Consider the following 25,925-nt stretch of genomic DNA (forward strand, 5'->3'; position numbering starts at 1 on the left):
CATGAATCGAAAAAAAGGGCCTCCAGCAATTGGCCAGCGGCGTAAAAAGCCTGCAGGCGCTGACTGCCGAAAGCCCTCTTGTGGTTGTACCGTTCGCCTCGCATCCCTAGTTCCCCGGAACTCTAGCGGGACAATAACGCGAAAGTTCTTCTTAATAGGCTCTGGCAAAAACGACGGTATGTTTCGCTTCTTCCCCGCAAACGAGACAAGTGCCTTTAACCGTTTGTGGATGGAACGGGATATTGCGGCTAGTCGCTCCCGTCTCTTCTTTTACCTGGCGTTCGCAAGCCTCCGAACCGCACCAACCGGCCAAAGTAAAGCCGCGTTTCTCTTCAATGCTCGCCTTCATTTCATCCAGCGTGTCGACGCTGTAGAAATGCTCTTCACGGAACGCTTTGGCCCGTTCGTACATTTCCTGATGAACCTGTTCCAACATAGCCTGAACCTCTTCGACCAAACGGTCCTGCTGGATGACCTTCTTCTCGCCACTGATACGAGAGACGAGAACGCAAACGCCGTTCTCCATATCCCGAGGCCCGATCTCCAGACGAACCGGAACGCCGCGCATCTCGTATTCGTTAAACTTCCAGCCTGGGCGGAAATCGGAACGATCGTCGATACCGACGCGAATACCGGCTTTCTTCAGCTCGGCGAACAGTTCGTCCGCACGACCTACGACCGCTTCCCATGTTTTTGGCGGGCCGATCGGAATGATCATGACTTGCTTCGGTGCAACCTTCGGCGGCAGTGCCAATCCGCGGTCATCCCCGTGCACCATAATCAGTGAACCGATCAACCGGGTGCTGACGCCCCAAGAGGTCGTGTGAACATATTCGCGAACGTTTTCGCGGTTCAAATATTGAATATCAAACGCCGTAGCAAAGTTGGTTCCGAGATAGTGGGAAGTCCCTGCTTGGACGGCACGTCCATCCTTCATCATCGCTTCGATGGAGTAGGTATCGACGGCTCCGGCAAATTTCTCGGATGGTGTTTTTTGGCCAACGATGACCGGAATCGCCAAGTAGTTTTCCACGAAATCGCGGTAAGTTTCCAGCATCCGCATCGTTTCTTCGCGCGCTTCCTGCTCATTTTCATGCGCGGTATGGCCTTCCTGCCATAGGAATTCGCTCGTGCGAAGGAATGGCAGCGTACGTTTCTCCCAACGGACCACGTTTGCCCACTGGTTGATCAGCACCGGCAGATCACGATAGGACTGGATCCATTTTTCGTACATATGCCCAATCATCGTCTCCGACGTCGGACGGATCGCCAGGCGCTCCTCCAGCTTCTCGCCGGCAGCTTCCGTTACCCAAGGCAGTTCCGGGTTGAAACCCTCGACATGTTCTTTCTCCTTCTGGAAGAAGCTTTCCGGAATAAACAGCGGGAAATAGGCGTTACGGTGGCCCGTTTCCTTAAAGCGGCGGTCCAACTCGGCCTGAATATGCTCCCAGATCTCGTAGCCGTCCGGCTTAAATACGATACAGCCGCGGACCGGCGAGTAATCCATGAGATCCGCTTTTTTGATGACGTCGATGTACCAGCGGGAAAAATCCACTCCCTGCGGGGTAATCTCCGTGACGAATTGTTTCTCCTCGTTTGCCATAAGAACCTTTGTCCTCCCGTTAAAACCACAAGTTTAATGTTCCAACGCGTCGATCAAAGCCACTCCTACCAGGATCAGCCATGAATCAAACGCAAAATATCATTATACGTGACCGCGATCATCAGCAGGAACAGCATCGCAAAACCGATGAAATGCACCATGCCTTCGCGGTTTGGATCAATCGGTTTGCCGCGCAGGGCCTCAACCCCCAAGAATATAAGTCGGCTTCCGTCCAGCGCCGGAATCGGCAACAGGTTGAAAATCCCCAGATAAAGGCTCAAAATCGCTGCCCAATACGTCAATTGCACGATCCCTTGCTTCGCGATTTGGCCGGTAACCTCAAACGTCCGAACCGGGCCTCCCAAATCGTCCATGTTGAAGCGATTGATCAACTGCTGGAAGCCGAGGAAAATCGCCTTGGTCGTGTTGACCATATCCTCTCCAGCGACTTGGAACGTCTCGCCAATGGAAGCGCTGCGCGTCGGGAACACGGTGACAATCGTACTCCCGATTTTGCCGTCTTCGTTCTCTGCCCCTTTCGGAGTGATCGTCAGATTCAACGTTTCTTCGCCACGTTTGATCGCCCATGTCATCGGTTTGTTTTTCGAAGCTTGAATCATTTCGATCATTTTATTCGCATCGGTTCCCACCGGAGTTCCGTTGATCGTTTCGACGATATCGCCGGTTTGGAGCCCTACTTCCTCGGCCGGCATCCCTTTCATCACCTCGCCGATTTGCAGGTGGCTGGGTTGATCGAGCGGGATTCCCGCCATTTGAATATGCAGGGCAAACAATACGAACGCCAGGATAAAGTTCATCAGCGGACCCGCAAAAATCGATAAGGCACGCTGTCCCACGGTTTTGCTTCCATACTGCCGGTCCCGTGGCGCGATTTGCGTCTCTTTGCCTTTCGTCACCATCATAGCCTGCGGATGCACTTCGTAGGTTAACGTTTCGCCATCCACGTCCAAGCGTACCGCAAGATCGTCTTCGAGGTCGATATGCTGTACCTCGCCCCGGATCACGTTCTTCCGGCTATCCAATCGGTCCAGATAAATCTTCCGGACCTGATCGTTCTCTAGTCGCAAAGCGATGGTTTGTCCGTCCGAAATCTGGATCAACTCCGGATCCTCGCCCGCCATGCGTGCATATCCGCCGAAAGGTAGCAAACGCAAAGTGAACTGGGTCTCGTCCCGTTTGAAAGACAGCAGCTTGGGGCCAAACCCGATGGCAAATTCCCGTACCAAAATCCCGGCACGCTTCGCAAAGAAGTAATGTCCCCATTCATGCACTGTAACGATGACGAAAAACATGAGCACCGTTAAAAATATGATTTTCAGCAATTCCAAGCGTAAGCATCCCCCTTCTGGCCACGGATCGTCCAACGTTACTTTAGATTAATATATTCTCCGATCAGGCACAAGAGAATACCGCCACCCTCAGCATTTGATCACGAAGTGAAACTACGCGCTGATTAGCTGACGCTATTGATCACGGAGCGATGCAACGAAGCAAGCTTGGCTCTTCCGATTTACAGCGTCTCGGCCAAGGCTCGTGCCCAGCGATCAGCCTCGCGAATCGCCTCCAGATCCGGGCGGGCCTGCACTTCATGTTTGGCTAAGGCCGTTTCAATAATGGTCTCGATCTGCAAGAAAGGAATTTCTCCCTTCAAAAATCGGGCGACCGCCGCTTCATTCGCGGCATTATAAACGCTGGTTGCCGTACCTCCTATTTTACCACACTCGAAGGCTAGTCTTAAACAAGGGAACCGGTCAAAGTCCATCTCGCGAAAATGCAACTTCCCGATCTCGGCCAGCGACAACCGTTTCGCTGCGGAAGTCCAGCGATGCGGATAGGTCAACGCATATTGGATCGGTACGCGCATATCGGGCGTTCCGAGCTGGGCGATCACGCTGCCGTCACGATACTCAACGAAGGAGTGGATGATGCTTTCCGGGTGCAACAGAACCCCGATTTGCTCAAAAGGAAGACCGAACAGCCAATGGGCTTCGATCACTTCCAATCCTTTGTTGACCATCGTGGCAGAATCGATAGTGATTTTGGCACCCATTGCCCAGTTGGGATGTTTTAAGGCGTCCTCTACTGTGACGTCCCGCAGTTGCTCTCGCGTCAGATCGCGGAACGAACCGCCGGAAGCAGTCAACGTTATTTGCCTTACTTCTTCAGGGTGTTCGCCGTTCAAACACTGAAAAATGGCGGAATGCTCGCTATCGACAGGTAGCAATGCGACGCCTTTGCGCCGGGCCAGTTCCGTTACCAAGTGCCCGGCCGATACCAGCGTTTCCTTGTTCGCCAACGCAATATGCTTGCCTTCCTCGATGGCCGCCAACGTTGCAGGCAACCCCGCGCTGCCGACAATGGCCGTCACCACCGTATCGGCATCGGTTCCCGCCGCAACTTCAATCAGCCCCTGATCGCCATAGTGTAGCTCGACACCCTCTGGGAGCTGCGGACGGATCCGATCAGCCAATTCCTTGGTGGCCACAGATGCTTTGCGGGGTCGAAACTCATGGACCTGCCGAGCAAACAACTCGATGTTGGTGCCGGCTGCCAAACCTTCCAGCCGGAATTCCTCGGGATGAGCCCGGATCACATCCAGCGTTTGCGTACCTATGGAACCCGTCGATCCGATCAACGCTATTTTCTTCATGTTGCACCTCGTGTTCACAGAGATTCAAAGAGATCTAAATATATCCATAAACCTGCAAACGGACTGTATCGCCGTTATTGATCTATTTCCCGACTATTTCCCGCTGTAACGGACTCCAGAGTCGTTATTCAGAGTAATAGTCAGCCAACTAGATGCCTTTGGCCCTAATAAGGTCTCTCAGGTCCGTTAGCTTCCAAAACCCTTCTTTGCCACACCAATAAGGTCTCTGGAGTCCGTTAGACCTGCAAAAGAGAATCTGAGCCGCGGAAGGTCCGGCTGAGTTCAAGATTCGACGCCGAATCCGCATCACCGAATCCACCTCGTGATGGGAAGCCGATTTTTAATCTACCTCTTCAATAAAGATTTAAAATCGGGTTTTCAGCACCGAGAAGGTTGAATGAAGCTAGGGACTGAGCAGCGCAGCGTAGCTGGAAGCTACGTGAGCCGCGGAAGGCCCGGCTGAGTACAAGATTCGACGCCGAATCCGCCTCATCGAATCCACCTCGTGATGGGAAGCCGATTTTAAATCTACCTTTTCAATAAAGATTTAAAATCGGGTTTTCAGCACCGAGAAGGTTGAATGAAGCTAGGGACTGAGCAGCGCAGCGTAGCTGGAAGCTACGTGAGCAGCGGAAGGCCCGGCTGAGTACAAGATTCGACGCCGAATCCGCCTCATCGAATCCACCTCGTGATGGGAAGCCGATTTTAAATCCTCCTTGTTAAGGGAGGAGGGTTAGGATATGTATGAACGGGAACACCGCAATCCAACTGTCGCACCGGTCCAGAATCCCGCCATGGCCGGGCAGCAGCTTACCCGAATCCTTAATCCCATAGACGCGTTTGTAAGCCGACTGAATCAGATCGCCAAATTGACCGACCACTGCAGCGGATATCCCGAGTAGCACGGCTCGTCCGACCGTTAGCAATCCGCCGGAAGCAAACGCGAAGATCACAGCAACAATGACGGCCAGCAAGACGCCGCCCAGCGCCCCCTCCACGGTTTTGTTCGGGCTGATTGCGGGCCACAGCTTATGCTTACCGAAGCGCCGACCGGTAAAATAAGCTCCCGCATCACTGCTCCATATCGCCGCCAGCATCAGAAACGTCCAGAACAAGCCGTGACCGTCAGCGGTATTACGCGTTTCCGCAATCGCCGCAAATCCGATGCCGACGTAAACCATGCCTAAATACAGCAGAGCAACCTGACCGATCGGCATCTCATTTTTGCTAATGACCGTAACGGCCAAGAAGAGTAGCATAAATAACCACAACACCGCGGAGTCGCCGAGCGGTCTAGCGATGTCGAACAGCCGCCACGGAAACGCAAGATAGATTACGCCTAAGTAACCTAGGATAGCGGGACCTTGGAACGCCGGGATGCGGGTCATTCGCACAAATTCGTAATATCCGATTAGAGCCATAAGCAAAATAAGTACATGATAGAGGGTTCCGCCCAACCAGCACATTCCGAGGAAAAAGCCGCCGGCGATGATGCCCGTAATCAACCGCTGTTTCACCAGTCTACACCTTCCATCGCTAGGTTAATCCGCCGTATCGCCGCGTGCGGCGCTGATACTCTGCTACCGCTTCAACCAAATGATCCTTGCCAAAATCCGGCCACAAGATATCCGTAAACCATAACTCGCTATAGGCCGTTTGCCAGAGCATGAAATTACTTAATCGCAGTTCTCCGCTCGTGCGAATCAGCAAGTCGGGTTCAGGCAAGCCAGCTGAAAGCAACCTGGATTCAATCGTGTCCGTCGTTATATCCTCCACCGACAGCTCACCAGATTGAACAGCCCGGGCTATATCCTTTACACTTTCCGTTATCTCGCGGCGGCTGCCATAATTCAAAGCAAAATTTAAGATCAAGCCGGTATTCTGTTTCGTCCGCTCAATCGCTTCCTCCATGGCGGCAATCGTGTGCTTGGGCAGTTCATCCGTATGTCCCATCATGCGAACCTGGACATTTTTTTCGATCAACTCTTCCAGTTCGATCGCCAGAAACTCCTGCGGGAGCGACATCAGATAATCCACTTCATCCTTCGGCCGTTTCCAGTTTTCCGTCGAGAAAGCATACAGGGTCAAAATGGAAATGCCAAGTTCGTCCGCCGCAATCGTGGCCCGCTTGACGGCTTTCATCCCCGATCGATGACCGACAATTCGCGGCAAACCCAGCCTGCGTGCCCATCTTCCGTTACCGTCCATAATAATCGCGACGTGTTTCGGGATATTGTCCGGGGACAGGCTGACGGATGCCCCAGGATTCTTCTTTTTCCGCCAGGGTTGAAATAACTTGATCATTCCTTTTCCTCCAGCCGATGATGAAAAAGAGACAAAACCCCACCGTAATAGGAGGGGCCGCTTTTTGTCTCTTAAACTTCCATGATCTCTTTTTCTTTCGCAGCGAGGACCTTATCCACTTCCGCGATAAACTTATCCGTCGTTTTCTGAATATCTTCTTGATGTCGGCGCGATTCATCCTCGGAAATATCGGTTTTCTCCAGCTTCTTGATGTCATCGTTCGCGTCGCGGCGGATGTTGCGGATGGCAACCTTCGCTTCTTCACCGAATTTCTTCGTCATCTTCACGAGTTCTACCCGACGTTCTTCGGTCAAGGCTGGGATCGACAAGCGAATCATCGTACCATCGTTCGCCGGGGTTAAACCGAGATCGGATTTCTGAATCGCCCGCTCGATCTCCGATAGCGACGATTTGTCCCAAGGTTGGATCATCAACGTCCGAGAATCCGGCGTGTTAATATTAGCCAATTGGTTGATCGGTGTCGGCGAACCATAGTAATCAACCTGAACCCGATCAAGCAGCGAAGGCGTAGCTCTTCCGGCACGCAGCGTCGCCAGGTCTCTCTTCAAGGCCTGGATCGCTTTGTCCATACGGTCTTCGGCATGTTTCTTAATCGTTTGCGGCATTAATCTACACTCCCTTTGACGATCGTCCCGATTTTCTCACCGAGAACGACGCGCTTAATGTTCCCTTGTTCCGTAATGGCAAAAACAATCAACGGGATATCATTGTCCATACACAGCGAGGAAGCTGTCGAGTCCATGACACCCAGGTTTTTATTCAGTACTTCCAAATAAGTGAGGGATTCATACTTCACCGCGTTTGGATCAACAAACGGATCGGCGGAATAGACGCCATCGACTTTATTCTTCGCCATCAAGATAACTTCCGCTTCGATTTCAGCGGCGCGAAGAGCTGCCGTTGTATCGGTGGAAAAGAACGGATTGCCCGTGCCGGCCGCAAAAATCACGACCCGACCTTTCTCCAAATGGCGAATCGCCCGGCGACGGATGTACGGTTCGGCGATTTGCTGCATCGCGATCGAAGTTTGCACTCGGGTCGGTACCTCGATTTGCTCGAGCGCATCCTGCAAAGCCAGGGAATTCATCACCGTGGCAAGCATCCCCATATAGTCCGCGGTAGCACGATCAATGCCTTTGGCACTGCCGGCAATCCCGCGCCAAATGTTGCCGCCGCCGCAAACGATGGCCACCTGCACGCCCAGCTCTACCACTTCCTTCACCTGCTCGGCGATGGATGCGATCGTCTCGGCGTCGATGCCGTAACCGTTTTGACCGGATAACGACTCTCCGCTGACCTTTAAGACAACTCGTTTAAACACTGGCTGTTCCAAATGTATACCTCCACATTGAACTCATTCGCGGGTTAAAAAAGAAGGAACACGGCGTGTTCCAACTTTCCTTCACATGTATGTGAGATGGTTTGCTTATTTGTTCACTTGGGACATAACTTCTTCTACGAAGTTGTCCACCTTTTTCTCCAAGCCTTCGCCGAGTTCATAACGAGCAAAACGACGGATGGTGATATTTTCACCGATCGTGCTGATTTTTTCATTCAACAGCTGAGCGATCGTTTTGTCCGGATCTTTAACGAAAGGTTGTTCCAACAAGCAGAACTCTTCGTAGTACTTGCCGATACGGCCTTCGACCATTTTTTCGACGATCTTTTCCGGCTTGCCTTCATTCAAGGCTTGAGCTTTCAAGATTTCCTTTTCTTTCTCGATTTCCTCTTGAGGAACCTCTTCCCGACGTACGTAACGTGGGCTCATAGCCGCGATATGCATCGCAACGTCGCGAGCAAACTCCTTAAATTGTTCGTTCTTGGCTACGAAGTCCGTTTCACTGTTGATCTCAACGAGAACGCCGATACGGCCCCCTGCGTGGATATAAGATTCAACTACGCCTTCCGTTGCGATACGGCCCGCTTTATTAGCAGCGGCAGCAAGTCCTTTTTCACGCAAAAATTCAATTGCTTTCGTCATATCGCCGTTTGATTCTTCCAGCGCCTTTTTACAATCCAGCATCCCCGCGCCGGTTTTTTCACGTAGTTCTTTAACCGATTTTGCATCAACAGCCATGTTTAATTCCCTCCATATCGATATATAGGGGTTTTCCCCTTCAAACTAAAGATATAAAACCATCCGCATATGTAATAACATCTTATGGGCCAGCCGATTTTATACCGTCTTCTTCACTTTAAAAAAAGGGTAGTGAGAGGTTTGACACCTACCAACCACCCTTTTCATTTAATTTATCGATTTAGCCTAAGCTATTGCAATTAAGCCGTCGTTTGCTCGCCTTGATGAGCTTCGATCACAGCATCAGCCATCTTACCAGTCAACAGTTTAACCGCGCGAATCGCGTCGTCGTTACCTGGGATGACATAGTCGATTTCGTCCGGATCGCAGTTCGTGTCGACGATACCTACAATTGGGATACCCAATTTGCGGGCTTCGGCAACCGCGATGCGTTCTTTGCGAGGATCGATAACGAACAGAGCGCTAGGCAAGCCCTTCATGTTCTTAATCCCGCCAAGGAACTTCTCAAGACGATCTTTCTCTTTGCGAAGAATGATAACCTCTTTCTTCGGCAATACGGTGAACGTGCCGTCTTCTTCCCAAGCTTCCAGCTTCTTCAAACGGTCGATCCGTTTTTGAATCGTTTGGAAGTTGGTCAGCGTACCGCCCAACCAACGTTGGTTGATGTAGAATTGACCCGCGCGTTCTGCTTCTTCTTTCACGGAGTCTTGAGCTTGTTTCTTCGTGCCTACGAACAGAATCGTACCATTCTCTTCTGCTACGCTCTTAACGAAGTTATAAGCTTCTTCCACTTTCTTGACCGTCTTTTGCAGGTCAATGATATAAATACCGTTTCTTTCAGTGAAGATATAACGATCCATTTTCGGGTTCCAGCGACGAGTCTGGTGACCGAAGTGAACGCCTGCTTCAAGCAGTTGTTTCATGGAGATTACTGCCATCTTCACGCACCTCCTAAGTTTGGTTTTTTTGATGCTTCCTCCGCAGGTTTCATTTCCCGCCAAGACTCCCTCGTTAGAGCGAGCACCCTTGGCGAAATCATCCCGCGTGCGTTATAACACCGTCAATTACTATACCATAAGTAAAAAGGGGATGCAACCGAAGTTTGGCGTAAATTGACGGCAAAAGAAAAAGGCACGCTAGGTGCCTCTCTATATGTTATTCCTTAGCTCCCGGAAGCCTTCGGGGAGATCTTTGAAATGATGGAATCGAAGTCCTCGCCTACTTGAAAACGATACGTACCCGCACGAACCTTATAGTTGATCTTCTTGGATACGGCCGTCTTCAAAAACGCGCTCTTGTCCGCGATGACCCCAGCCTGCTCCAATCCTTGCGCTACGCCTTCCAACGTCGTGCCTCCGACGATCTTGTATTCCACCGTCGCCGGCTGAGGAGATTCCGGGTCCACGGGTTGGTTCGTTTCTCCAGTCTTAGCGCCGGACAAGGCTTGTCCATCGCTGGCTCCAGGATCGTTTGGAGTATTGGGAGCCGTTGGCGAATTAGGCTTCGTTGGATCGACCGGCGTAACCGGAGAATTCCCGGTCCCGTTCTCAGACATATCCGATGCTTGACCGGATCGCTCCTGCCATTCCTCTTCCGTTAAGAGCTCTTGATCCACTTCCACGACCTTTAAACCCGCTAGCACCGCAGCGCGTTCAATCTGCTCTCTCGTATAGAGTTCTTTGTTGTTGCCTTGCCCAATCAACATCAATTGGAGAAGCAAAGCTCCTGCGATGAGTCCGCACCCCAAGCCTAGCATAAACTGGCGGTTCTTCATCATCGGGACTCCTCCTTCTTGGCCAACTGCAAAATCAGCTGAACCTCACCGCGTTGAAGACCCATCGTTTTGGCGATCATATCGATCGATTTCCCCTTGCCATATAGCTCGAACAGCTCGGGATACCGATCCCTAACCTGTTCTTGCGGCGGCTCCGCTTCCTCCGGCAATGGCGACTCAACTACGGGCAGGCTTTCGGACGTCGCGGCAGCCGCAGCTTCAAGCTGTGGCAGCATGCCGGGTAACGCGTGAGTTGTCCCCCCTGGCACCAAGTCAGTAACGACGGCCGACTTCTCCATGGCGCTTTCCAGGAGAGCTAGTCGCGTTTCGGCTTGTTTTGCGGAAGCTTCTGTATCGCCCAGACGACGTCGAAGCTCAGCGATTTGCTCCTGCCCGGCTAACTGCTTCGAGACGAAATCCTGCTTCATCTGTGCGACCATATCGATCAATTCTTGGTTTTCATTTTCGATTTCCGCCATGTACTGCTCCAAAGTGGCTTCCAGCTCTCTGGCCATATCCGCTTTAGGTGCCGCAGATTGACGCCCCGGAAGCAGCAGGGCATAGACAAGTGCCGCCGCTCCAAGCAATACGATGTAAAACCAAGGCTCTCCAAATGACAATGTAATCCTCACCTTTTGCGTTGATGTGATCTCTTCTATAAAGACAGGTCGATATGCCGGCCCTTATAAGGGTGTTCCGCTTTATGCTCCTGTCCTTGCTCATCCGACTTGTCCCCGGAGCCTCCGTGTTCCTGTTCCCGCGCGAAAGAACCATTTCCTTCCCGCCTTACGGTCGTATTATGGGCGCTCTCATCCACGCCGGCACTTCGCCGGCGCTCTATCTCGCTGTCCTTTAAGGCTTGAGCCGATAACAGACTTTGGTCGAGAAGAGGTCGATGCTGCTGATCATGCTGAACACGTCCCGCCTCACTGGTCCGAGGGACCGCGATTTGCATTTCCACGGATTTCATATTCATGGGATCACCTCATTTAAAAACGAAGGGAATGGATAATTCGAATATCGTTCCTATGAGTGCCACTACTAGATGTAAGCCGACATGGAAATATCCCCTTCGCTAAAATAAAAGGACATTCGCGAGATGGGCTCCTTAATATACTTGGTATATCTCCCGATGACGATTTTTGAACCGCCGTAAATCATTTTAAGGACGTCAACCCGAGCTTTGCCGGTATCCTCGAGCGCCTTTTCAATCGAGAGCATTCGCTCCTTCATCAGGTTCAATTCCTGCATATTGGATTTCTTGGTCATATTAAGCTTTGACCGCATCTCTACCTTATCCGGGGTCAATTTCCCCATAGAAGCGAGCTGATCCAGCAAAGTAAGCGCCTTCTCCGTCTTGTCCAAATTAGCTAGCTGATCCTTCACCTGTTGGCGAAGTTCCTGCAACTCGCCCCGCAGCTCCGGCAAAGCCCCTACTTCGATCGAGGTTGTTGTTGACATCGGGTTGCCGATGATCCGCGCGACCACCTTCTCGCCTGCCTGTATGTTTCCTCCAACGATCAAGCCTTTAGCTCCGCTGCAGATCACGTCACGTCCAGCGCGGATATTGGAGTGCATAATGCTCTGCGAAACGATCACATCTTCACCCGCTTGGACGTTACCGTCCTGGATGAACGAGCTCTTAATGTTATGTCCCGCTTTGATCAGACCTTTGTTGTAACCGATAATGCCCCCGGTAATCTCGATGGAACCGTCCGCGATCAATTCAGCCCCCTCAACCCCGCCAACGACGCGAATGTCCCCGGCAGCGCTGATACGAAAACCCGTCAGCACATTCCCGCGGACAACGACCGTTCCTACGAAATCAATATTGCCGATACTGTAATCCACGTCCCCGTTAATTTCATACACCGGGAACACATTCAGCTTGCCTTTCTCTGTTCGCGTCACCAATCCGTCAATTGCGGCATACATCGCGACTTGTTCAGGGTTCAACACGACGTTCTTACCAATTTTGAACCGGGCTTCTTTGCCTTCACGGCAAGGGATCGGTTCACCCGTCACGGCCGTGCCGGGGCGGCCCGGAACAGGAGGCACAAGCTCCGCGATCAGTTGTCCTTTACGGATATTATTGAGCCGCGTGACATCCTTCAAATCCACTTTACCGTCTTCGGATTCTACCGGTCGATGCTGATTGTCATCATCCAGAGAAATCGCGTGACGGATAAAGCCGTTCTCCCCGTGAATCGGTTCTTGACCCATGGCAATCGGGGTTTTGCTAAAAAAGTACTCTTTTGGATTCGCCGCAAAGCGCTTAACGATATCCTCTTGAATTCCAAACTTCAAGCCCTCGCTTTTCAGGAATTGAAGCAGCGCATCCGCCGTACAGGCAAAATCATCTTCCTTCTTTAAAAACTGCAAATAGGCCACCGTCTTATCATCGTTCAGCGTCACGCTCAGGATCTGCTTTAAATCATCCAGAAGCTCCACGAAGCCGTTCCTCCCTCCATCATACACTCGCTTAAAAATAACCCGTCAGTCTTCACGCATCAACAGATCGCGTTGCTTCTCCAAGCTGCCGCGCAGGCGCAATATCGCCTTGGAATGCAGCTGCGAAATCCGCGAGGGTGATAAAGACATGACCTCGGCGATTTCGCTCAGGGATAAATCCTCGTAATACAACAGGGAGACGACCGTACGTTCTTTCTCGGTCAATTTCTCGATCCCTTTCGCGAGGGAATCACGCAGATAAAACTCCCTGACTTTATAATCCGGGTTTTTTGCTTTTTCGTCAACGAGTAAAGTAAGACGAGTCTCCGATTCTTCTTCACGTATCGGATCCTCTAGGGAACAAAGCGTCATGACGGCAACATCTTGGAGCATGCTTTGAAATTCCTTCTCGCTGATATTTAAATAGGAACTCATCTCGGTATCAGTGACAGAGCGGAGATATTGCTGTTCCAAATTCTGGTATCCCTCTTCGATTTTCTTGGCTTTCTCTCTCACGGATCGGGGAACCCAGTCCCCTTGCCGCAGGCCATCCAAAATTGCGCCCCGAACCCGCCAAGAGGCATAGGTTTCGAATTGAAGTCCTCGTTTGTAATCAAACTTTTCGACCGCATCGATCAATCCCATGACACCGTTACTGGCGAGATCGTCCTTGGATACGTTTTTGGGCAAGCCGACAGCGAGACGTCCTGAAACGTAGTCGACAATTGACAGATATTTCTCGATAAGTTGTTTCTTGGCCTCTAAATCGCCGTGCTCTTTCCAACTTTCCCAAAGGTCGGCATGATTCAGAGTGGATGTCTTCCGCTCGTTCAATTGCCTTCACCCTCCTTATTGTTCTGTCAGGTGACGAACGATCTTAACCAGCTCTTCAGGATCTTTGTCGTCAGGTGTCTTTACTAATTTTGGCGGATTCAGTGGCGCAAATGGCATTTCCTCATCCGAAGCGGCCGGAGCAGGCTTTAACAGATCGCCCAGCTGCTCACTTTCATCAGGTGTCAACAAGTCGAGATTCCCGCCTATGCCCTCTTCGGCTACCAAACCTGCCTCGCGAACCGGAGCATAATCTCCCGGCATTTCCTTCAGGAAACCCAGCATCCAGCTTGCCGCAAACGCAAGCAGAAACCAGACGGCAAACGAAATGAGACCCCGGATAAAGCTGGTCATGAACAAATTATTCCCCGCCGAAACGGCAAACGTGATCAGAAATCCGATAAAGCCCGACAACAAGTAATATCTCAATTTTCCTGGCATGGCTACAATTCCTTTATCCCCATTTGTACACTTCGCACATATAAGATCCCCGTCATGCTGTCCAATTCGATGGTTCGGCCATAATTGCCGCCCGTATCTTCCGATAGCAACGGGATGCTTAGCTCGGACAGCTGTTGCTTGCAAGATTCTACATTTCGCGGACCGATTCTCATCGAGTCGCCGCTGCTGGCAAAGGTAAACATTTGTGAACCGCCGGCCATTTTAGCGACGAGCCGGCCAGGCGCCGCACCGAGCTCCAGCAACTTCCGGTAAAGCGCCGGAATTGCGGTGTCCGCATATTTAGCGATATTCAACGCCCCTTCCCGGGCGATATCTGAGGAAGGCAGCATCACATGTGCAAGACCGGCAACCTTGAGCTGCGGGTCAAACAAAGTCAGCCCTACACAAGAGCCTAGGCCGGTTGTTCGTATCAGTCCCTGCTGAGTAATGACATTCAACTCGGCCATGCCTACCTTAACGATATATTGCTCATTGATCATGATCAATCGGTACCCCAAGTGCAGCAAAGATTTTAGCGAATGAATCCGGATCAGGAATGAGGAAGAACTGGCCCTCCACCTCATGATGACCTTCGATGAATGTGGTATCAATCAGCAGGGCGGAATCTCCCATTTCACCAAACTGCAGGAGTCCGTAACTTAAGATTGCGCCCGCCATATCTAGGGCCAGGGCAGGAACGGTAGGCGACATCGACAAGGAAGTGAAATCGGCCAGCGAAGACAAATACGACCCGGCCAAAATATTCCCGATTTCCGACAGCGCCGACCACTCCATCTCCGAGAAGGTTTCTTCGTTCTCCACGGTGATGCCGGCCAAACGATGCAGCAGCTTCTTCGCCGCTTCTGGGCTTAGGATGAAGAACAGATTGCCTGGCGCGTCACCTTCCACGCGAAAGAACACCGCCAGCACCAGGTTCTCCGCACCGCCGACGCGATCCGCAATCGCTTCAAACGGTAGCATTTGGACCTTGGGAACGGCCATATCGATCGGCTTGTCCAATAGCTTGGACAGCGCGGTAGCGGCGTTTCCCGCTCCGATATTGCCTACTTCCTTTAAAATGTCCATTTTGAAGTCTTCAAACCCTTTGAACAAATCCACGGTTTAGCCCTCTAAGCTTTCCAATTGAATGATTTCCTTCCGGCTTAAGACTTCCGATAGATTCAACATGACGAGCAGGCGTTCCTCGGAAATACGGGCAACCCCATGAAGATATTTGGCTTTGATGCCCCCGACTACATCCGGTGGGGAGTCGATCAGATCGGAATCCAGATCGATAACGTCATTTGCGGAATCCACGATGAATCCCACTTCCATCTCGTTTGCCGCTACGATAATAATCCGGGTTTGATCGCTGTATTCAGCCTCCGGAAGTCCGAACCGGCCGCGCAAGTCGATCACCGGAATAACCACGCCGCGCAAATTGATAACCCCTTTGACGAACGCATACGTTTTGGGAACGCGAGTAATCGGCATCATGCGCTCAATCGTTTGGACCTTGTCCACGTCGATACCGTATTCCTCATGACCCAATTTAAATACGATGACTTTCAATTCCTCTCCCATGTGGAAACCCTCCTTAGAGTGTAAAACTGGCCTTATTTAATGAAAGCATTCGGATCGATGATGAGTGCAACTTGGCCGTCGCCCAAAATCGTTGCTCCGGCAACCCCTTGCACCGATGGCAGGTACTTACCGAGATTCTTAATAACGATTTCGCTTTGACCGATGAAATCTTCTACCGTTAAGGCAGCCAACCGATCGCCTTTGCGAATGACGACGATTTCCGTTTCCTCTTCGTCGTTCTCGGAGAAGCCTGGAATGTCAAACAACTTGGCGAGCGACATCAAAGGAATATGCGTATCGCGATAAGCCACCATCGTATAGCCGTGGACTTCCCGAACTTGGTCGCGTCGGATTAAGCCGGTTTCGACGATCGAGGACAACGGAATCGCATATTTTTCTGTCCCAACCTTGATCAGCATCGCCGAAATGATCGATAAGGTCAGCGGGAGTTGAACCGAGAACTTCGTACCTGAGCCTAACTTCGATTCGACAGAAACGACACCGCTTAAGGATTCGATTTTGGATTTGACGACGTCAAGTCCAACGCCACGACCGGAAATATCGGAGATGACCTCCGCCGTACTAAAACCCGGAGCGAACAACAACATAAACACCTGCTCGTCCGTCATCGAGGCGGCTTCGCTTTCTTTCACGACGCCATTTTTGAGCGCCTTTTGCAGAACCTTGCTACGATCGATGCCGTGTCCGTCATCTTCGATTTCGATAAACACGTGATTGCCGCTGTGGAAAGCGCGAAGCTGAACCGTTCCGGTTTCCGGCTTACCTGCTGCAATTCGTTCTTCCGTAGATTCCACCCCGTGGTCCACCGCATTCCGAAGTAAATGCACCAAGGGATCGCCGATCTCGTCGATGACCGTGCGATCCATCTCCGTTTCCGCACCAACGATCTGAAGGTCGATCTTCTTGTCGAGCGATTTTGCCAAATCGCGAACCATCCGCGGGAAGCGGTTGAACACGGTATCGACCGGCACCATCCGCAGTTTCAATACGATGTTCTGCAAATCGCTGCCGACACGACTCATATGCTCGACCGTTTCCGTCAAATCGCCGCGTTTCACTTCGTCGGCTAGCTGCTCTAATCGAGCACGGTCAATCAACAACTCACTCAGCAGGTTCATCAGTACGTCCAGGCGATCGATATCGACCCGGATCGTCCGGGAAGGAGCTGAGGATCCCCCTGCAGGGCGGGCATTATTCTTCGCCTCAGCAGACGCAGTCGGTTTGGCTGGTGCCTCTTTGCTTGGAGAAGGGGTAGGCGCAGGGGCTGCGGCCTCCGCAGTCGCGGCCGTCTCCTTCACACCGGAAGTGAGCTGCGCCAAGGTCTCATGGTCCAGCGGGGCAACCTGGGCGGAATCGATTTCCGACAGATTTAGGATCATGCTTTGGATCTCGGCAGCCTCTTTTTGCGTTATGTAATAAAGAGAGAAGCTGCGTTCGAATTTTTCTTGCTCGATATCTTGAACGGATGGCGAAGATTTCACGATTTCCCCGTATCTTTCCAGGAGGTCGAAGACGAGGTAAGCGCGTGCTGCCTTCAATTGGCAATCTTCCCGAATCGCCACATCGATGTACATCACTTTATGTCCTTCCGTAATGGACTGCTCCAATACGGAGAATTGATATTGATCCAGCTGGATGGCCGATGGGCCGGAAGCAGCTGTCCCCGTCGCTGCTGGCTTGCTCGCAGCGGAGCTTCCGCCTCCTGCGAAGTCCCCGCGCACGATCGATTGCAGCGAAGCGACGATCTCGCTTACGTCTGCTTTCCCTTCGCCGCCTTGGGTAATGTCCTGCACCATCATTTGCAAGGCATCCAGACTCTTGAACAGGGTATCGAAAATAAACTCCTGCATTTTCAGCTTTTCGTTCCGGACCAGGTCAAGCACGTTTTCCATCTGGTGCGTGAGCGATGACAAATCCTCGAAGCCCATTGTCGCCGCCATGCCTTTCAGCGTATGGGCCGACCGAAAAATCACCTGAACGATGCTGATATCGTCAGGGTTGCTCTCCAGCTCCAGCATTTTTTCGTTTAATGATTGCAAATGATCGTTCGACTCATCGATAAACATGGATAGATACTGATTCATGTCCATGGTGAGGCACCTCCTCCAAGAGATTCCGTTATTTCACAACTTGTACAAGCTTGGGGCCGATTTCGTATAGCGGTAATACATGACTGACGCATTTCTGTTCGATTGCCGAGCGCGGCATTCCGAATACGACGCAGGTCTCTTCGCTCTCGGCAATGGTGGAAGTCACGCCAGCGTCATACAGCCGCTTCATGGCTTTCGCCCCGTCGCTGCCCATCCCGGTTAGCAGTACGATATGACGTTTTAGCGCTTGCAGCGGGAGCAGCGATTCATACAAGACGTCCACCGAAGGTCGATGTCCGTTGCAGGGTTCGGTTCTCGTCAGATGGACGCGGTAACCGCCCGCAGAACCAGGCACAACGTTCAGATGGAAACCTCCCGGAGCAATGTATGCCGTACCACTCTGCAATTCCTGGCCTTCCTCAGCCTCAACGACGTTCAATTCACATAAGCTGTTGAGTCGTTGAGCGAGCGACTTGGTGAAGTTCGGCGGCATATGCTGCACGATGACGATGGGGGACGGAAAGTCGCCCGGAATTTTCTCCAAGACCGCTTTCAGCGCCTTGGGGCCGCCGGTAGATGTACCGATCGCAACCAGATCGGTGAACCCTGCCGGAGAGCGGCGGAGCTCTGGCCGCCCTCTGGCGGCAGCGCCGCCCGCCGTTTCACGGGCGGCGGCCACTTCCGCCGCCGCAGAAGCCGGCGGCGGCGTGGCCTGCCGGGCCGGCGGGGCGGCTTTCGCCCCGCCGACCGGCGATGGCGCGGGCCGCGTCGCTGGCCGCGCGCGCTCCGCCGACGCCTTCGCAGGGCGCCGGCTTGGGGCCTCCCGGCCGACGCTTGGCGCGGCCGGGTTCGCTGCGGGCAGCCTCGGCTCTGGACGAGGCTGCCCCGCGAGCGGCTGGCGCGCCGCGGCGGAGCCGCCGCTGGCAAGCGCTCGCCCAGCGGGCGGCGCCGGAGTAGCGGCCGCCGCGCTGCCAGGGCCGGAAGCCTCCGCGCCTTGTGCCGGCGGCCTCGGCTCGCCAAGGCCCACTTGCGGCAGCTTGCCTGCCGAAGGCGGCACCGGCGCGCTCGTCTGCGCCGCTGTCCAGGCGTCGCGTCGCGCTTTCGCCTGCATCGCAGCGTGGATCTGCTCGCGCAGCTCGCGTCCCACCTGCTCGATGTCATGCGAACTTGTGGTTGCCGATGGCTTGCGAATGAAGTCGAAAGCGCCTAGTTCCAGCGCCATGATCGTCTCTCGCATGCCCTGCTCGTTAATACCCGACAACATGATCACCGGCAGCGGATGCTCCTTCATAATAACCTTAAGCGCATCCAGGCCGTTCATTTCCGGCATTTCCACATCCATGGTCACCAAATCCGGCTGGATCCGCGCGATCTGTTCAATCGCTTCGCGTCCGTTTTTAGCCGTCGCCTGGACCTGAAAGGCCTCTTCTTGTTCGATGAGATCCGAGATGATCTTACGCATAAACGCCGAATCGTCTACCACCATCACTCGATAAGTCATCAACGTTCCACCCCTGTTCCTTCACGAAGAATCATTTTGCTAGTTTTAACCATTTATGCATAAATCCCTTGATTCCCGATAAAGTATCCCTCGACTTGGTTTGCGGAACATTCAGATAATCCAAAGCCAAGCGTTGAATGTCTCGCGCTGCTGAGCAACCGGGGAAAGCGATGGAGAAAGGAACCTGTTTTTTGACCGCCTGCATCACATGGGTATCATCGCTGAGATAGCCAAGCGTGGGGATATCCATGTCGAGGAAACGCCCCGCGACCAGTGAAATCTTATCGGCGACCTGTTTGGCTTCATGCTCCCCCGAGACCCGATTAATGACCAACCGAAACGGTACATCCGCCTCCATTCCGTGTACGACCTTGATTAATGCATAGGCGTCGGTGATGGAGGTCGGCTCCGGTGTCGTAACGACCAGACATTCATCGGCCGCAGTGATGAACTTTAGCGTTTCCTTAGATAATCCTGCTCCGGTATCAAAGAGGATGAAATCCATCTCCTCAGAAATCATCTCGATCTGCGAAGTGAAATAATTGAGATCCCCTTCGGAGAGGGAGAACAAATCGGCAAGTCCCGAGCCCCCCGCAATAAAAGGTAAAGCATGCGAGCCCAGTTCCACGATCTCGGTGATGTCTTTTTCCCCCTTCAGTAGGTGGTACAGGTTATACCTCGGTCTGACGCCCATCAAAACGTCGATATTCGCCATTCCGATATCCGCGTCGAAAAGCAGCACCTTACGTCCTAAAGACTTTAAGGCCAAGGCAAAATTCAACGTGAAGTTGGATTTGCCTACACCGCCCTTGCCGCTGCTCACGGTCAAAATTCGGGCTGATCCTTTGCGGAACTTTGACTCCGCTGGGCCTACATGTGACGATACCAGTTGTCTGAGTGCTTGGGCCTGGTCGCTCATGGCTTCCATTCTCCCAGCAAAATATCAACCAACTGTTTCCCATCTGCCTGAAGCAGATCATCCGGTACATTTTGACCGTTGGTCAGGAATGACAACTTCAGAGGGTACTCATTTAACAGATTATAAATCGAGCCTACCGTTTCCGTTTCATCTAGCTTCGTAAAAATCACCTTATCCAAGTTGTATTTGCTAAAATGCTCGGTGATTCGCTTCATATCCTGTGTTTTGGAGGTCAAGCTGAGAACGAGATACGTCTCGCTGGCATCCGACGGAGCAAGCAAACTATGCAGCTCTGCCACGAACAGCTCATTCAGATAATTCCTCCCTGCGGTGTCCATCAGGATGAGGTCGCAGTGTTCTAACCGTTGCATCGCGCGCTGCACATCCCCGGGAGATTGGACAATCTCAAGTGGAACGTTCAGGATGGAGGCATAGGTTCGCAACTGTTCGATTGCCGAAATTCGATAAGTATCTGCAGTGATGAACCCAACCTTCTTGTGCAATCGAAAGATTTGATCGGCTGCCAGCTTGGCGATGGTTGTCGTTTTTCCTACTCCGGTAGGTCCTGCAATGTAAACGATCCTCGTGTTATCGCCAATCCCCATCCCAATACGGTCATTCAGGAAGCTGCTGACAATGGCTCGCAGTTTGGTTCTCATCTCTTCGCCGCTTAAAGTTTTGCCGGAGCTTAGCCAATCCTCGTAGATCTCTTCGATCCATTTCTCTGTAAGCTCCGAACTCACTTCCTGGTTCATGAGCTGCTGTTGAAAGGAATGCAAGCTCGGCGGCATTTCTCGGCCATCGCCTTGCTTCTTGGCCAACTGACCGATCCACATCTTCATTTGCCGAATCTCTTCGAGCAAGCGCTCTTCCTTAGCGGAATCTTGGAAAGGTAGCGCTGAGGTGGATTCCTGATCGGCTGCACTTTGAAGCGCAGCCTCCAACCGAGCCGATGCTGAGCTCGGCGCTGTGTCTACCGATGCTTGGCGTATTTCTGGTCTAACCGTTTGCGGCTTTACGATAGGAGGAATCGGGGTGATGATTGGCTCCTCCCTTTCTTGCAAACCGATCGCCGTCAAAGCGGAGGATGCTGCCGCAACTTGCGGGGAAGCGGTCGACTGTACCAATTGCGACGTTTTGCGATAAGCCTCCGGTACGGTTTGGCGAGCGACCGGAGCAGGTCCCGGCGGCTTTGCCGGAGTCACCGGCATGGCCGGTTTTCCTCTCTGCGCAGGTGCTGCATTCCCCTCGGTAGCGGCAATCACCTCGATCTTCTTCTTCTGGAACATGCCGAGGAAACCGCCAATCTTCATCTCTTTCGTACTCAAGATGACGGCATCCGCTCCTAGTTCACTGCGGATTTTCAACATGGCGTCAGGCATTGTGTCAACGATATATCGTTTGACTCTCATAAATTCACCACCCCGACACTTTGAATTTCAACATTCGGTTCCAACTCACTGTAGGATAATACCGGAATGTCCTGCATACTCCGCTCGATAACTTGCCGCAAATACATCCGGATTGTCGGCGAGGTGAGCAGGATCGGCTGATGGCCCGTTTGCACTAAACGGTTGATTTGCTCTGTCAGCTTCTGGAATACCGTTTGCGTTGATGCCGGATCCAGCGCCAAATAGCTGCCTTGTTCCGTCTGCTGTACGCTCTCGGCGATCTTCTTCTCCAGGGTAGGTCCTACGGTAATGACCCGCATCGTTTCGCCCGGCTGGGTAAACTGTTGCGTAATTTGTCGGGAGAGTGCCTGTCTGACATATTCGGTCAGTACTTCCGGATCCTTAGTGTATGTTCCGTAATCCGCCAGCGTTTCGAAAATCGTCACCATATCGCGAATCGAAATCTTCTCTTTCAACAATTTAGCCAGTACCTTCTGCACGTCACCGATCGACAGTACCGATGGGATTAACTCGTCGACAAGCACGGCATAGTTCTCCTTGAGATTGTCGACCAGGGCTTTGGTCTCTTGACGGCCGAGCAGCTCATGCGCATGCTTCTTGATCAATTCCGTCAAATGGGTGGCCACCACGGATGGCGGATCAACCACGGTGTAACCGGACAATTCCGCCCGATCCTTGGTCGCTTCGTCGATCCATAGAGCCGGAAGACCAAACGCAGGTTCGCGGGTCTCGATACCTGTTATCGTATCGTCATCCATCCCGGGACTCATGGCCAAATAGTGATTAAGTAGTAATTCACCGCCGCCTACGACATTTCCTTTAATTTTGATGACATATTCGTTCGGTTTTAGTTGAATATTGTCGCGAATTCGGATGACGGGAACGACCAAACCTAATTCAAGCGCACATTGGCGCCGAATCATAATGATTCGGTCGAGCAAATCTCCGCCTTGCCCGGTATCGGCCAGCGGAATAAGTCCGTATCCGAATTCGAACTCGATGGGATCAACCTGCAGCAGATTGATGACGCTCTCGGGACTGCGCACCTCTTCGATTTGTTGCTCCTCCTCTTGTTGCTCCTGCTCGATTTGCCGGCGGTCCATATTTTTCTGCATCTTAAGGGCCGCAAAAACCATTAATCCGGCGAATGGATAAGTCGTCCATATCCCGATCGGCGTAAACGTCCCTAGCAGGGCGATCGTCCCGGCTACGATATAGAGCAGCTTCGGATAGGTAAACAGTTGACCCGTAATATCATCCGCCAAGTTCCCTTCAGAGGAAGCGCGCGTCACGATCAACCCGGCCGCCGTGGAAATCAGCAATGCCGGGATCTGGCTGACCAAGCCATCCCCGATCGTCAAGAGCGAGTAAGTCGAAAGCGCATCGGGAAAGCTCATGCCGTGAATCGTCATCCCGATGATAAAGCCCCCGATCAGGTTGATCAGGAGGATGATGATACTCGCGATCGCATCCCCTTTAACGAATTTACTCGCACCGTCCATGGCGCCGTAAAAATCCGCTTCCCGCTCGATCTTGCTGCGGCGCTCACGTGCTTGTTGCTCGTTAATGAGCCCTGCGTTCAAATCGGCATCGATACTCATTTGTTTCCCTGGCATCGCATCCAGTGTAAACCGCGCCGCAACCTCGGCCACGCGTTCCGAGCCTTTGGTAATGACGATAAACTGAACGACCACGAGAATCAGGAAGACGACAAAACCGACAACGGGTTCCCCGTGGGAAACCCATGAACCGAAGGTGGCCACCACGTGGCCGGCTTTGGCCTGTCCCAGAATCAACTTGGTAGTCGACACGTTTAGCGCCAAACGGAATAAAGTCGTGATGAGCAGCATTGCCGGAAAGATGGAAAACTGCAGTGCTTCCTTGGTGTTCATCGAAACAAGCAAAATGATCAGCGCTAACGAAATATTAATGATCAGCAAAATATCCAGCAGCCAAGTCGGGATCGGAACGATCATCAGCAAGACGATGCCAATTATGCCAACAAGAATAAATAGGTCCTTAAATTTCTTCACGTTAGTTCCCCTCCGATCCCATTATGATTTGGCTCTGCCTTTTATTCGGTATACATAAGCCAACACTTCGGCGACAGCTTGAAACAAATCCGCGGGGATTGTATCCCCGATTTCGGTTCGTTGAAACAACGCCCGTGCCAGCGGCTTGTTTTCCATCGTAATCACGCCATGTTCCTTGGCGATTTCTTTAATGCGGAGGGCAACGTAGTCTTGCCCTTTGGCGATGACTTGCGGGGCATCCATTTCAGACCCGTCATACTTTAGAGCGACCGCAAAGTGGGTAGGGTTGGTAATAATGACATCGGCTTTCGGCACTTCCTGCATCATCCGTTGCAGAGCCATTCGCCGTTGACGTTCCCGAATTTTCCCCTTGATAATCGGATCGCCTTCCATTTTCTTGTATTCATCTTTGATGTCTTGTTTGGACATCTTCAAGCTCTTCTCATGCTCATATCGCTGATACATGTAATCCAGGGCCGCGAGCACAATCAAGGCCGCCGCAATTTTGATCCCCAAATTCATCGTTAGCTGGGCTGCGAAATGAAAAGTATCATCCACCGGTAAATGTCCCAGCGCAGAAAGACTTCCACGATACCCCCAAATCGTCGAGTAAACGAGATAACCTATAATCAGCAATTTAAAGAGGGTCTTGAGAAACTGTACCAATGACCGCATGGAAAAAATGTTCTTAAATCCTTTGATCGGGTCCAGTTTGCTAAACTTCATTTTGAGCGGTTCTCCGATAAACAGGAAACCGATCTGTGCGTAGTTGGCAACGATCGCCACCACCACGACGACCAAGAAGATTGGAGCCAGCAACAATAGCACTTGAACCGTGTAATCCCCCATCATGGTCATCACGTTGGTTTGCGTCACTTCCATCGACAATCGGTTATAGAACACGTCGACGAACAGGCTGACCAACCGTTCCTTGATATAACCGCCGAATGCTGTCAGACATAAGAAGCCCGCCATCAATAGCAAGGCCCCGGTCAATTCCTGGCTTTTGGCCACTTGACCTTTCTTACGGGCGTCCTGACGTTTTTTCGGAGTCGCTTTTTCCGTCTTTTCACCGGCGAACAGCTGCAGATCAAGCGAATACCGATATGACATAGCGATCCTCCATCCTACTTCGGCCTTTGTCCGATCGCACCGAGCAGATCATGCAGCGCACGGAACAACACCTCGAACAAAGATTGAAACGCAACGATAAAGCCAGGTACAAGCACCAACAGAACAAGTAAACCAACAATGATCTTTACCGGAATGCCAATGACAAAAATGTTAAATTGCGGAGCCGTTCGAGCCAAAAAACCTAATGCCACGTCGGTGACGAATAAGGCGACGATAAGCGGAGCCGACATTTGGAATGCCAACAAAAACGCCTGGCTGAAGGTTTGCACGAGAAATTCGGCCAAATCCCCGTTGTAGATTTGCTGAAACAGATCATTAGACAACGGAATCCAGTTATAACTTCGTATGACCGCATCCAGCAAATAATGATGTCCGTTCATGCTGAGGAACATCAACGTAGCTATGATGTACTTCAGGTTCCCTAGAACAGGCGCCGCCGCTCCGGTCATGGGATCGATCACGTTCGCGATCCCGAAACCGATTTGTATGTCGATGAAGGATCCGGCCATTTGAATGACCGAAAAGATCAGATTCGCGACATATCCCATCAGCAGACCGACCAACACCTCACGCAAAATAAACAACACATACCCCAAATCGTTAGGTAACGCTTGATTCGGGCCAATCGTCAACAGAATGACAACCGCAATCATCCCTGAGAAGCCTACCTTAAATGTATTCGGCACCGTTCGAGAAGAAAATATCGGTGAAACTACAAAAAAGGCTGTCATTCGACAAAAAATAAGCATAAAAGTAGAAATTCCGTGCAATAAAGTATCCATCATTGCGGTAACCTAACCGATATAACTAGATAGGTTATTTAGAATCCCATAGGTGAAGTCCACCAGCGTCGTCAAAATCCAAGGACCAAACAACAGCAAAGCGACTAAAACCGCAACGATTTTGGGAACGAAGGCAAGCGTTTGCTCCTGGATTTGGGTCGTTGCCTGAAAAATACTCACCAAGAGCCCCACCACTAGACCGATCAACAGCATCGGCGCGCTGACCTTCAACACGGTATAAACGGCTTGTCCGGCCAAACCGATAATAAATTCCGAACTCATTACCGCTGTTCTCCTTCCCTGAACCCATACCCT

Annotated in this window: 26 protein-coding genes; all 26 read right to left on the reverse strand. The window is 51.9% G+C overall.

Annotated elements, in window-relative coordinates; genetic code table 11:
- Window positions 1-151: 151 nt before the first annotated feature.
- Window positions 152-1,603: a proline--tRNA ligase gene (proS, locus tag KJS42_RS01070; protein WP_155608019.1), complete on the reverse strand. Its 1,452-nt coding sequence runs from the start codon at window positions 1,601-1,603 to the stop codon at window positions 152-154.
- Window positions 1,604-1,677: 74 nt separating this feature from the next.
- On the reverse strand, window positions 1,678-2,952 hold the full coding sequence (gene rseP / locus KJS42_RS01075; RefSeq protein WP_213621721.1) for an RIP metalloprotease RseP: 1,275 nt from the start codon (window positions 2,950-2,952) through the stop codon (window positions 1,678-1,680).
- A 182-nt stretch (window positions 2,953-3,134) separates the two neighbouring features.
- On the reverse strand, window positions 3,135-4,274 hold the full coding sequence (locus KJS42_RS01080) for a 1-deoxy-D-xylulose-5-phosphate reductoisomerase (RefSeq protein ID WP_213621722.1): 1,140 nt from the start codon (window positions 4,272-4,274) through the stop codon (window positions 3,135-3,137).
- A gap of 719 nt (window positions 4,275-4,993) precedes the next feature.
- Window positions 4,994-5,791, reverse strand: coding sequence for a phosphatidate cytidylyltransferase (locus KJS42_RS01085; RefSeq protein WP_193415231.1), 798 nt, complete (start codon window positions 5,789-5,791; stop codon window positions 4,994-4,996).
- Between the two features lie 19 nt (window positions 5,792-5,810).
- Window positions 5,811-6,578, reverse strand: coding sequence for an undecaprenyl pyrophosphate synthase (locus tag KJS42_RS01090; protein ID WP_155608023.1), 768 nt, complete (start codon window positions 6,576-6,578; stop codon window positions 5,811-5,813).
- 71 nt (window positions 6,579-6,649) lie between these two features.
- The gene (gene frr / locus KJS42_RS01095; protein ID WP_155608024.1) at window positions 6,650-7,204 is read right to left on the reverse strand and encodes a ribosome recycling factor; all 555 of its coding nucleotides are present in this window, start codon (window positions 7,202-7,204) and stop codon (window positions 6,650-6,652) included.
- A complete protein-coding gene (gene pyrH / locus KJS42_RS01100) occupies window positions 7,204-7,932 on the reverse strand; it encodes a UMP kinase (RefSeq protein WP_155608025.1) in 729 nt (242 codons plus the stop codon). The genes frr and pyrH overlap by 1 nt, the downstream gene beginning before the upstream one ends.
- A 93-nt stretch (window positions 7,933-8,025) precedes the next feature.
- A complete protein-coding gene (gene tsf, locus KJS42_RS01105; RefSeq protein WP_155608026.1) occupies window positions 8,026-8,676 on the reverse strand; it encodes a translation elongation factor Ts in 651 nt (216 codons plus the stop codon).
- A 200-nt stretch (window positions 8,677-8,876) separates the two neighbouring features.
- Complete coding sequence (gene rpsB, locus KJS42_RS01110; protein ID WP_155608027.1) at window positions 8,877-9,575, reverse strand: 30S ribosomal protein S2; 699 nt, start codon at window positions 9,573-9,575, stop codon at window positions 8,877-8,879.
- A 224-nt stretch (window positions 9,576-9,799) separates the two neighbouring features.
- Entirely contained in the window at window positions 9,800-10,414 is a 615-nt protein-coding gene (locus KJS42_RS01115; protein WP_213621723.1) for an MltG/YceG/YrrL family protein, read from the reverse strand.
- A complete protein-coding gene (locus KJS42_RS01120; protein WP_155608029.1) occupies window positions 10,411-11,031 on the reverse strand; it encodes a hypothetical protein in 621 nt (206 codons plus the stop codon). Before KJS42_RS01120 ends, KJS42_RS01115 begins: the two co-directional genes overlap by 4 nt.
- A 35-nt stretch (window positions 11,032-11,066) precedes the next feature.
- A complete protein-coding gene (locus KJS42_RS01125; RefSeq protein WP_155608030.1) occupies window positions 11,067-11,387 on the reverse strand; it encodes a hypothetical protein in 321 nt (106 codons plus the stop codon).
- A gap of 65 nt (window positions 11,388-11,452) precedes the next feature.
- Window positions 11,453-12,862, reverse strand: coding sequence for a flagellar assembly protein A (locus KJS42_RS01130; RefSeq protein ID WP_193415227.1), 1,410 nt, complete (start codon window positions 12,860-12,862; stop codon window positions 11,453-11,455).
- Window positions 12,863-12,907: 45 nt separating this feature from the next.
- The gene (locus tag KJS42_RS01135) at window positions 12,908-13,696 is read right to left on the reverse strand and encodes a FliA/WhiG family RNA polymerase sigma factor (protein WP_213621724.1); all 789 of its coding nucleotides are present in this window, start codon (window positions 13,694-13,696) and stop codon (window positions 12,908-12,910) included.
- Between the two features lie 15 nt (window positions 13,697-13,711).
- Window positions 13,712-14,134 carry a hypothetical protein gene (locus tag KJS42_RS01140; protein WP_155608032.1) on the reverse strand — a complete coding sequence of 141 codons (423 nt, stop codon included), beginning with the start codon at window positions 14,132-14,134 and terminating at the stop codon, window positions 13,712-13,714.
- Between the two features lie 2 nt (window positions 14,135-14,136).
- A complete protein-coding gene (locus KJS42_RS01145) occupies window positions 14,137-14,634 on the reverse strand; it encodes a chemotaxis protein CheD (RefSeq protein WP_155608033.1) in 498 nt (165 codons plus the stop codon).
- Entirely contained in the window at window positions 14,624-15,220 is a 597-nt protein-coding gene (locus KJS42_RS01150; protein ID WP_155608046.1) for a chemotaxis protein CheC, read from the reverse strand. The genes KJS42_RS01145 and KJS42_RS01150 overlap by 11 nt, the downstream gene beginning before the upstream one ends.
- Before the next feature lie 36 nt (window positions 15,221-15,256).
- Window positions 15,257-15,718 (reverse strand): chemotaxis protein CheW, encoded by a 462-nt coding sequence (locus KJS42_RS01155; RefSeq protein WP_155608034.1) that lies wholly within the window; start codon window positions 15,716-15,718, stop codon window positions 15,257-15,259.
- Between the two features lie 32 nt (window positions 15,719-15,750).
- Window positions 15,751-17,829 carry a chemotaxis protein CheA gene (locus KJS42_RS01160; RefSeq protein ID WP_213621725.1) on the reverse strand — a complete coding sequence of 693 codons (2,079 nt, stop codon included), beginning with the start codon at window positions 17,827-17,829 and terminating at the stop codon, window positions 15,751-15,753.
- A 28-nt stretch (window positions 17,830-17,857) separates the two neighbouring features.
- Window positions 17,858-19,333, reverse strand: coding sequence for a protein-glutamate methylesterase/protein-glutamine glutaminase (locus tag KJS42_RS01165; protein WP_213621726.1), 1,476 nt, complete (start codon window positions 19,331-19,333; stop codon window positions 17,858-17,860).
- Window positions 19,334-19,361: 28 nt separating this feature from the next.
- Window positions 19,362-20,249 carry a MinD/ParA family protein gene (locus KJS42_RS01170; RefSeq protein ID WP_155607306.1) on the reverse strand — a complete coding sequence of 296 codons (888 nt, stop codon included), beginning with the start codon at window positions 20,247-20,249 and terminating at the stop codon, window positions 19,362-19,364.
- On the reverse strand, window positions 20,246-21,661 hold the full coding sequence (gene flhF, locus KJS42_RS01175; RefSeq protein ID WP_213621727.1) for a flagellar biosynthesis GTPase FlhF: 1,416 nt from the start codon (window positions 21,659-21,661) through the stop codon (window positions 20,246-20,248). Before flhF ends, KJS42_RS01170 begins: the two co-directional genes overlap by 4 nt.
- On the reverse strand, window positions 21,658-23,694 hold the full coding sequence (flhA, locus tag KJS42_RS01180) for a flagellar biosynthesis protein FlhA (protein WP_193415221.1): 2,037 nt from the start codon (window positions 23,692-23,694) through the stop codon (window positions 21,658-21,660). Before flhA ends, flhF begins: the two co-directional genes overlap by 4 nt.
- 21 nt (window positions 23,695-23,715) lie before the next feature.
- Window positions 23,716-24,807 (reverse strand): flagellar biosynthesis protein FlhB, encoded by a 1,092-nt coding sequence (flhB, locus tag KJS42_RS01185; RefSeq protein ID WP_193415220.1) that lies wholly within the window; start codon window positions 24,805-24,807, stop codon window positions 23,716-23,718.
- A 14-nt stretch (window positions 24,808-24,821) separates the two neighbouring features.
- Window positions 24,822-25,610, reverse strand: coding sequence for a flagellar biosynthetic protein FliR (gene fliR / locus KJS42_RS01190; protein WP_193415219.1), 789 nt, complete (start codon window positions 25,608-25,610; stop codon window positions 24,822-24,824).
- Window positions 25,611-25,622: 12 nt separating this feature from the next.
- Window positions 25,623-25,892: a flagellar biosynthesis protein FliQ gene (gene fliQ, locus KJS42_RS01195; RefSeq protein ID WP_059045330.1), complete on the reverse strand. Its 270-nt coding sequence runs from the start codon at window positions 25,890-25,892 to the stop codon at window positions 25,623-25,625.
- Window positions 25,893-25,925 lie beyond the last annotated feature (33 nt).

It is taken from the genome of Paenibacillus sp. J53TS2 (assembly GCF_018403305.1).
Taxonomy (GTDB): Bacteria; Bacillota; Bacilli; order Paenibacillales; family Paenibacillaceae; genus Fontibacillus; species Fontibacillus rhizolycopersici.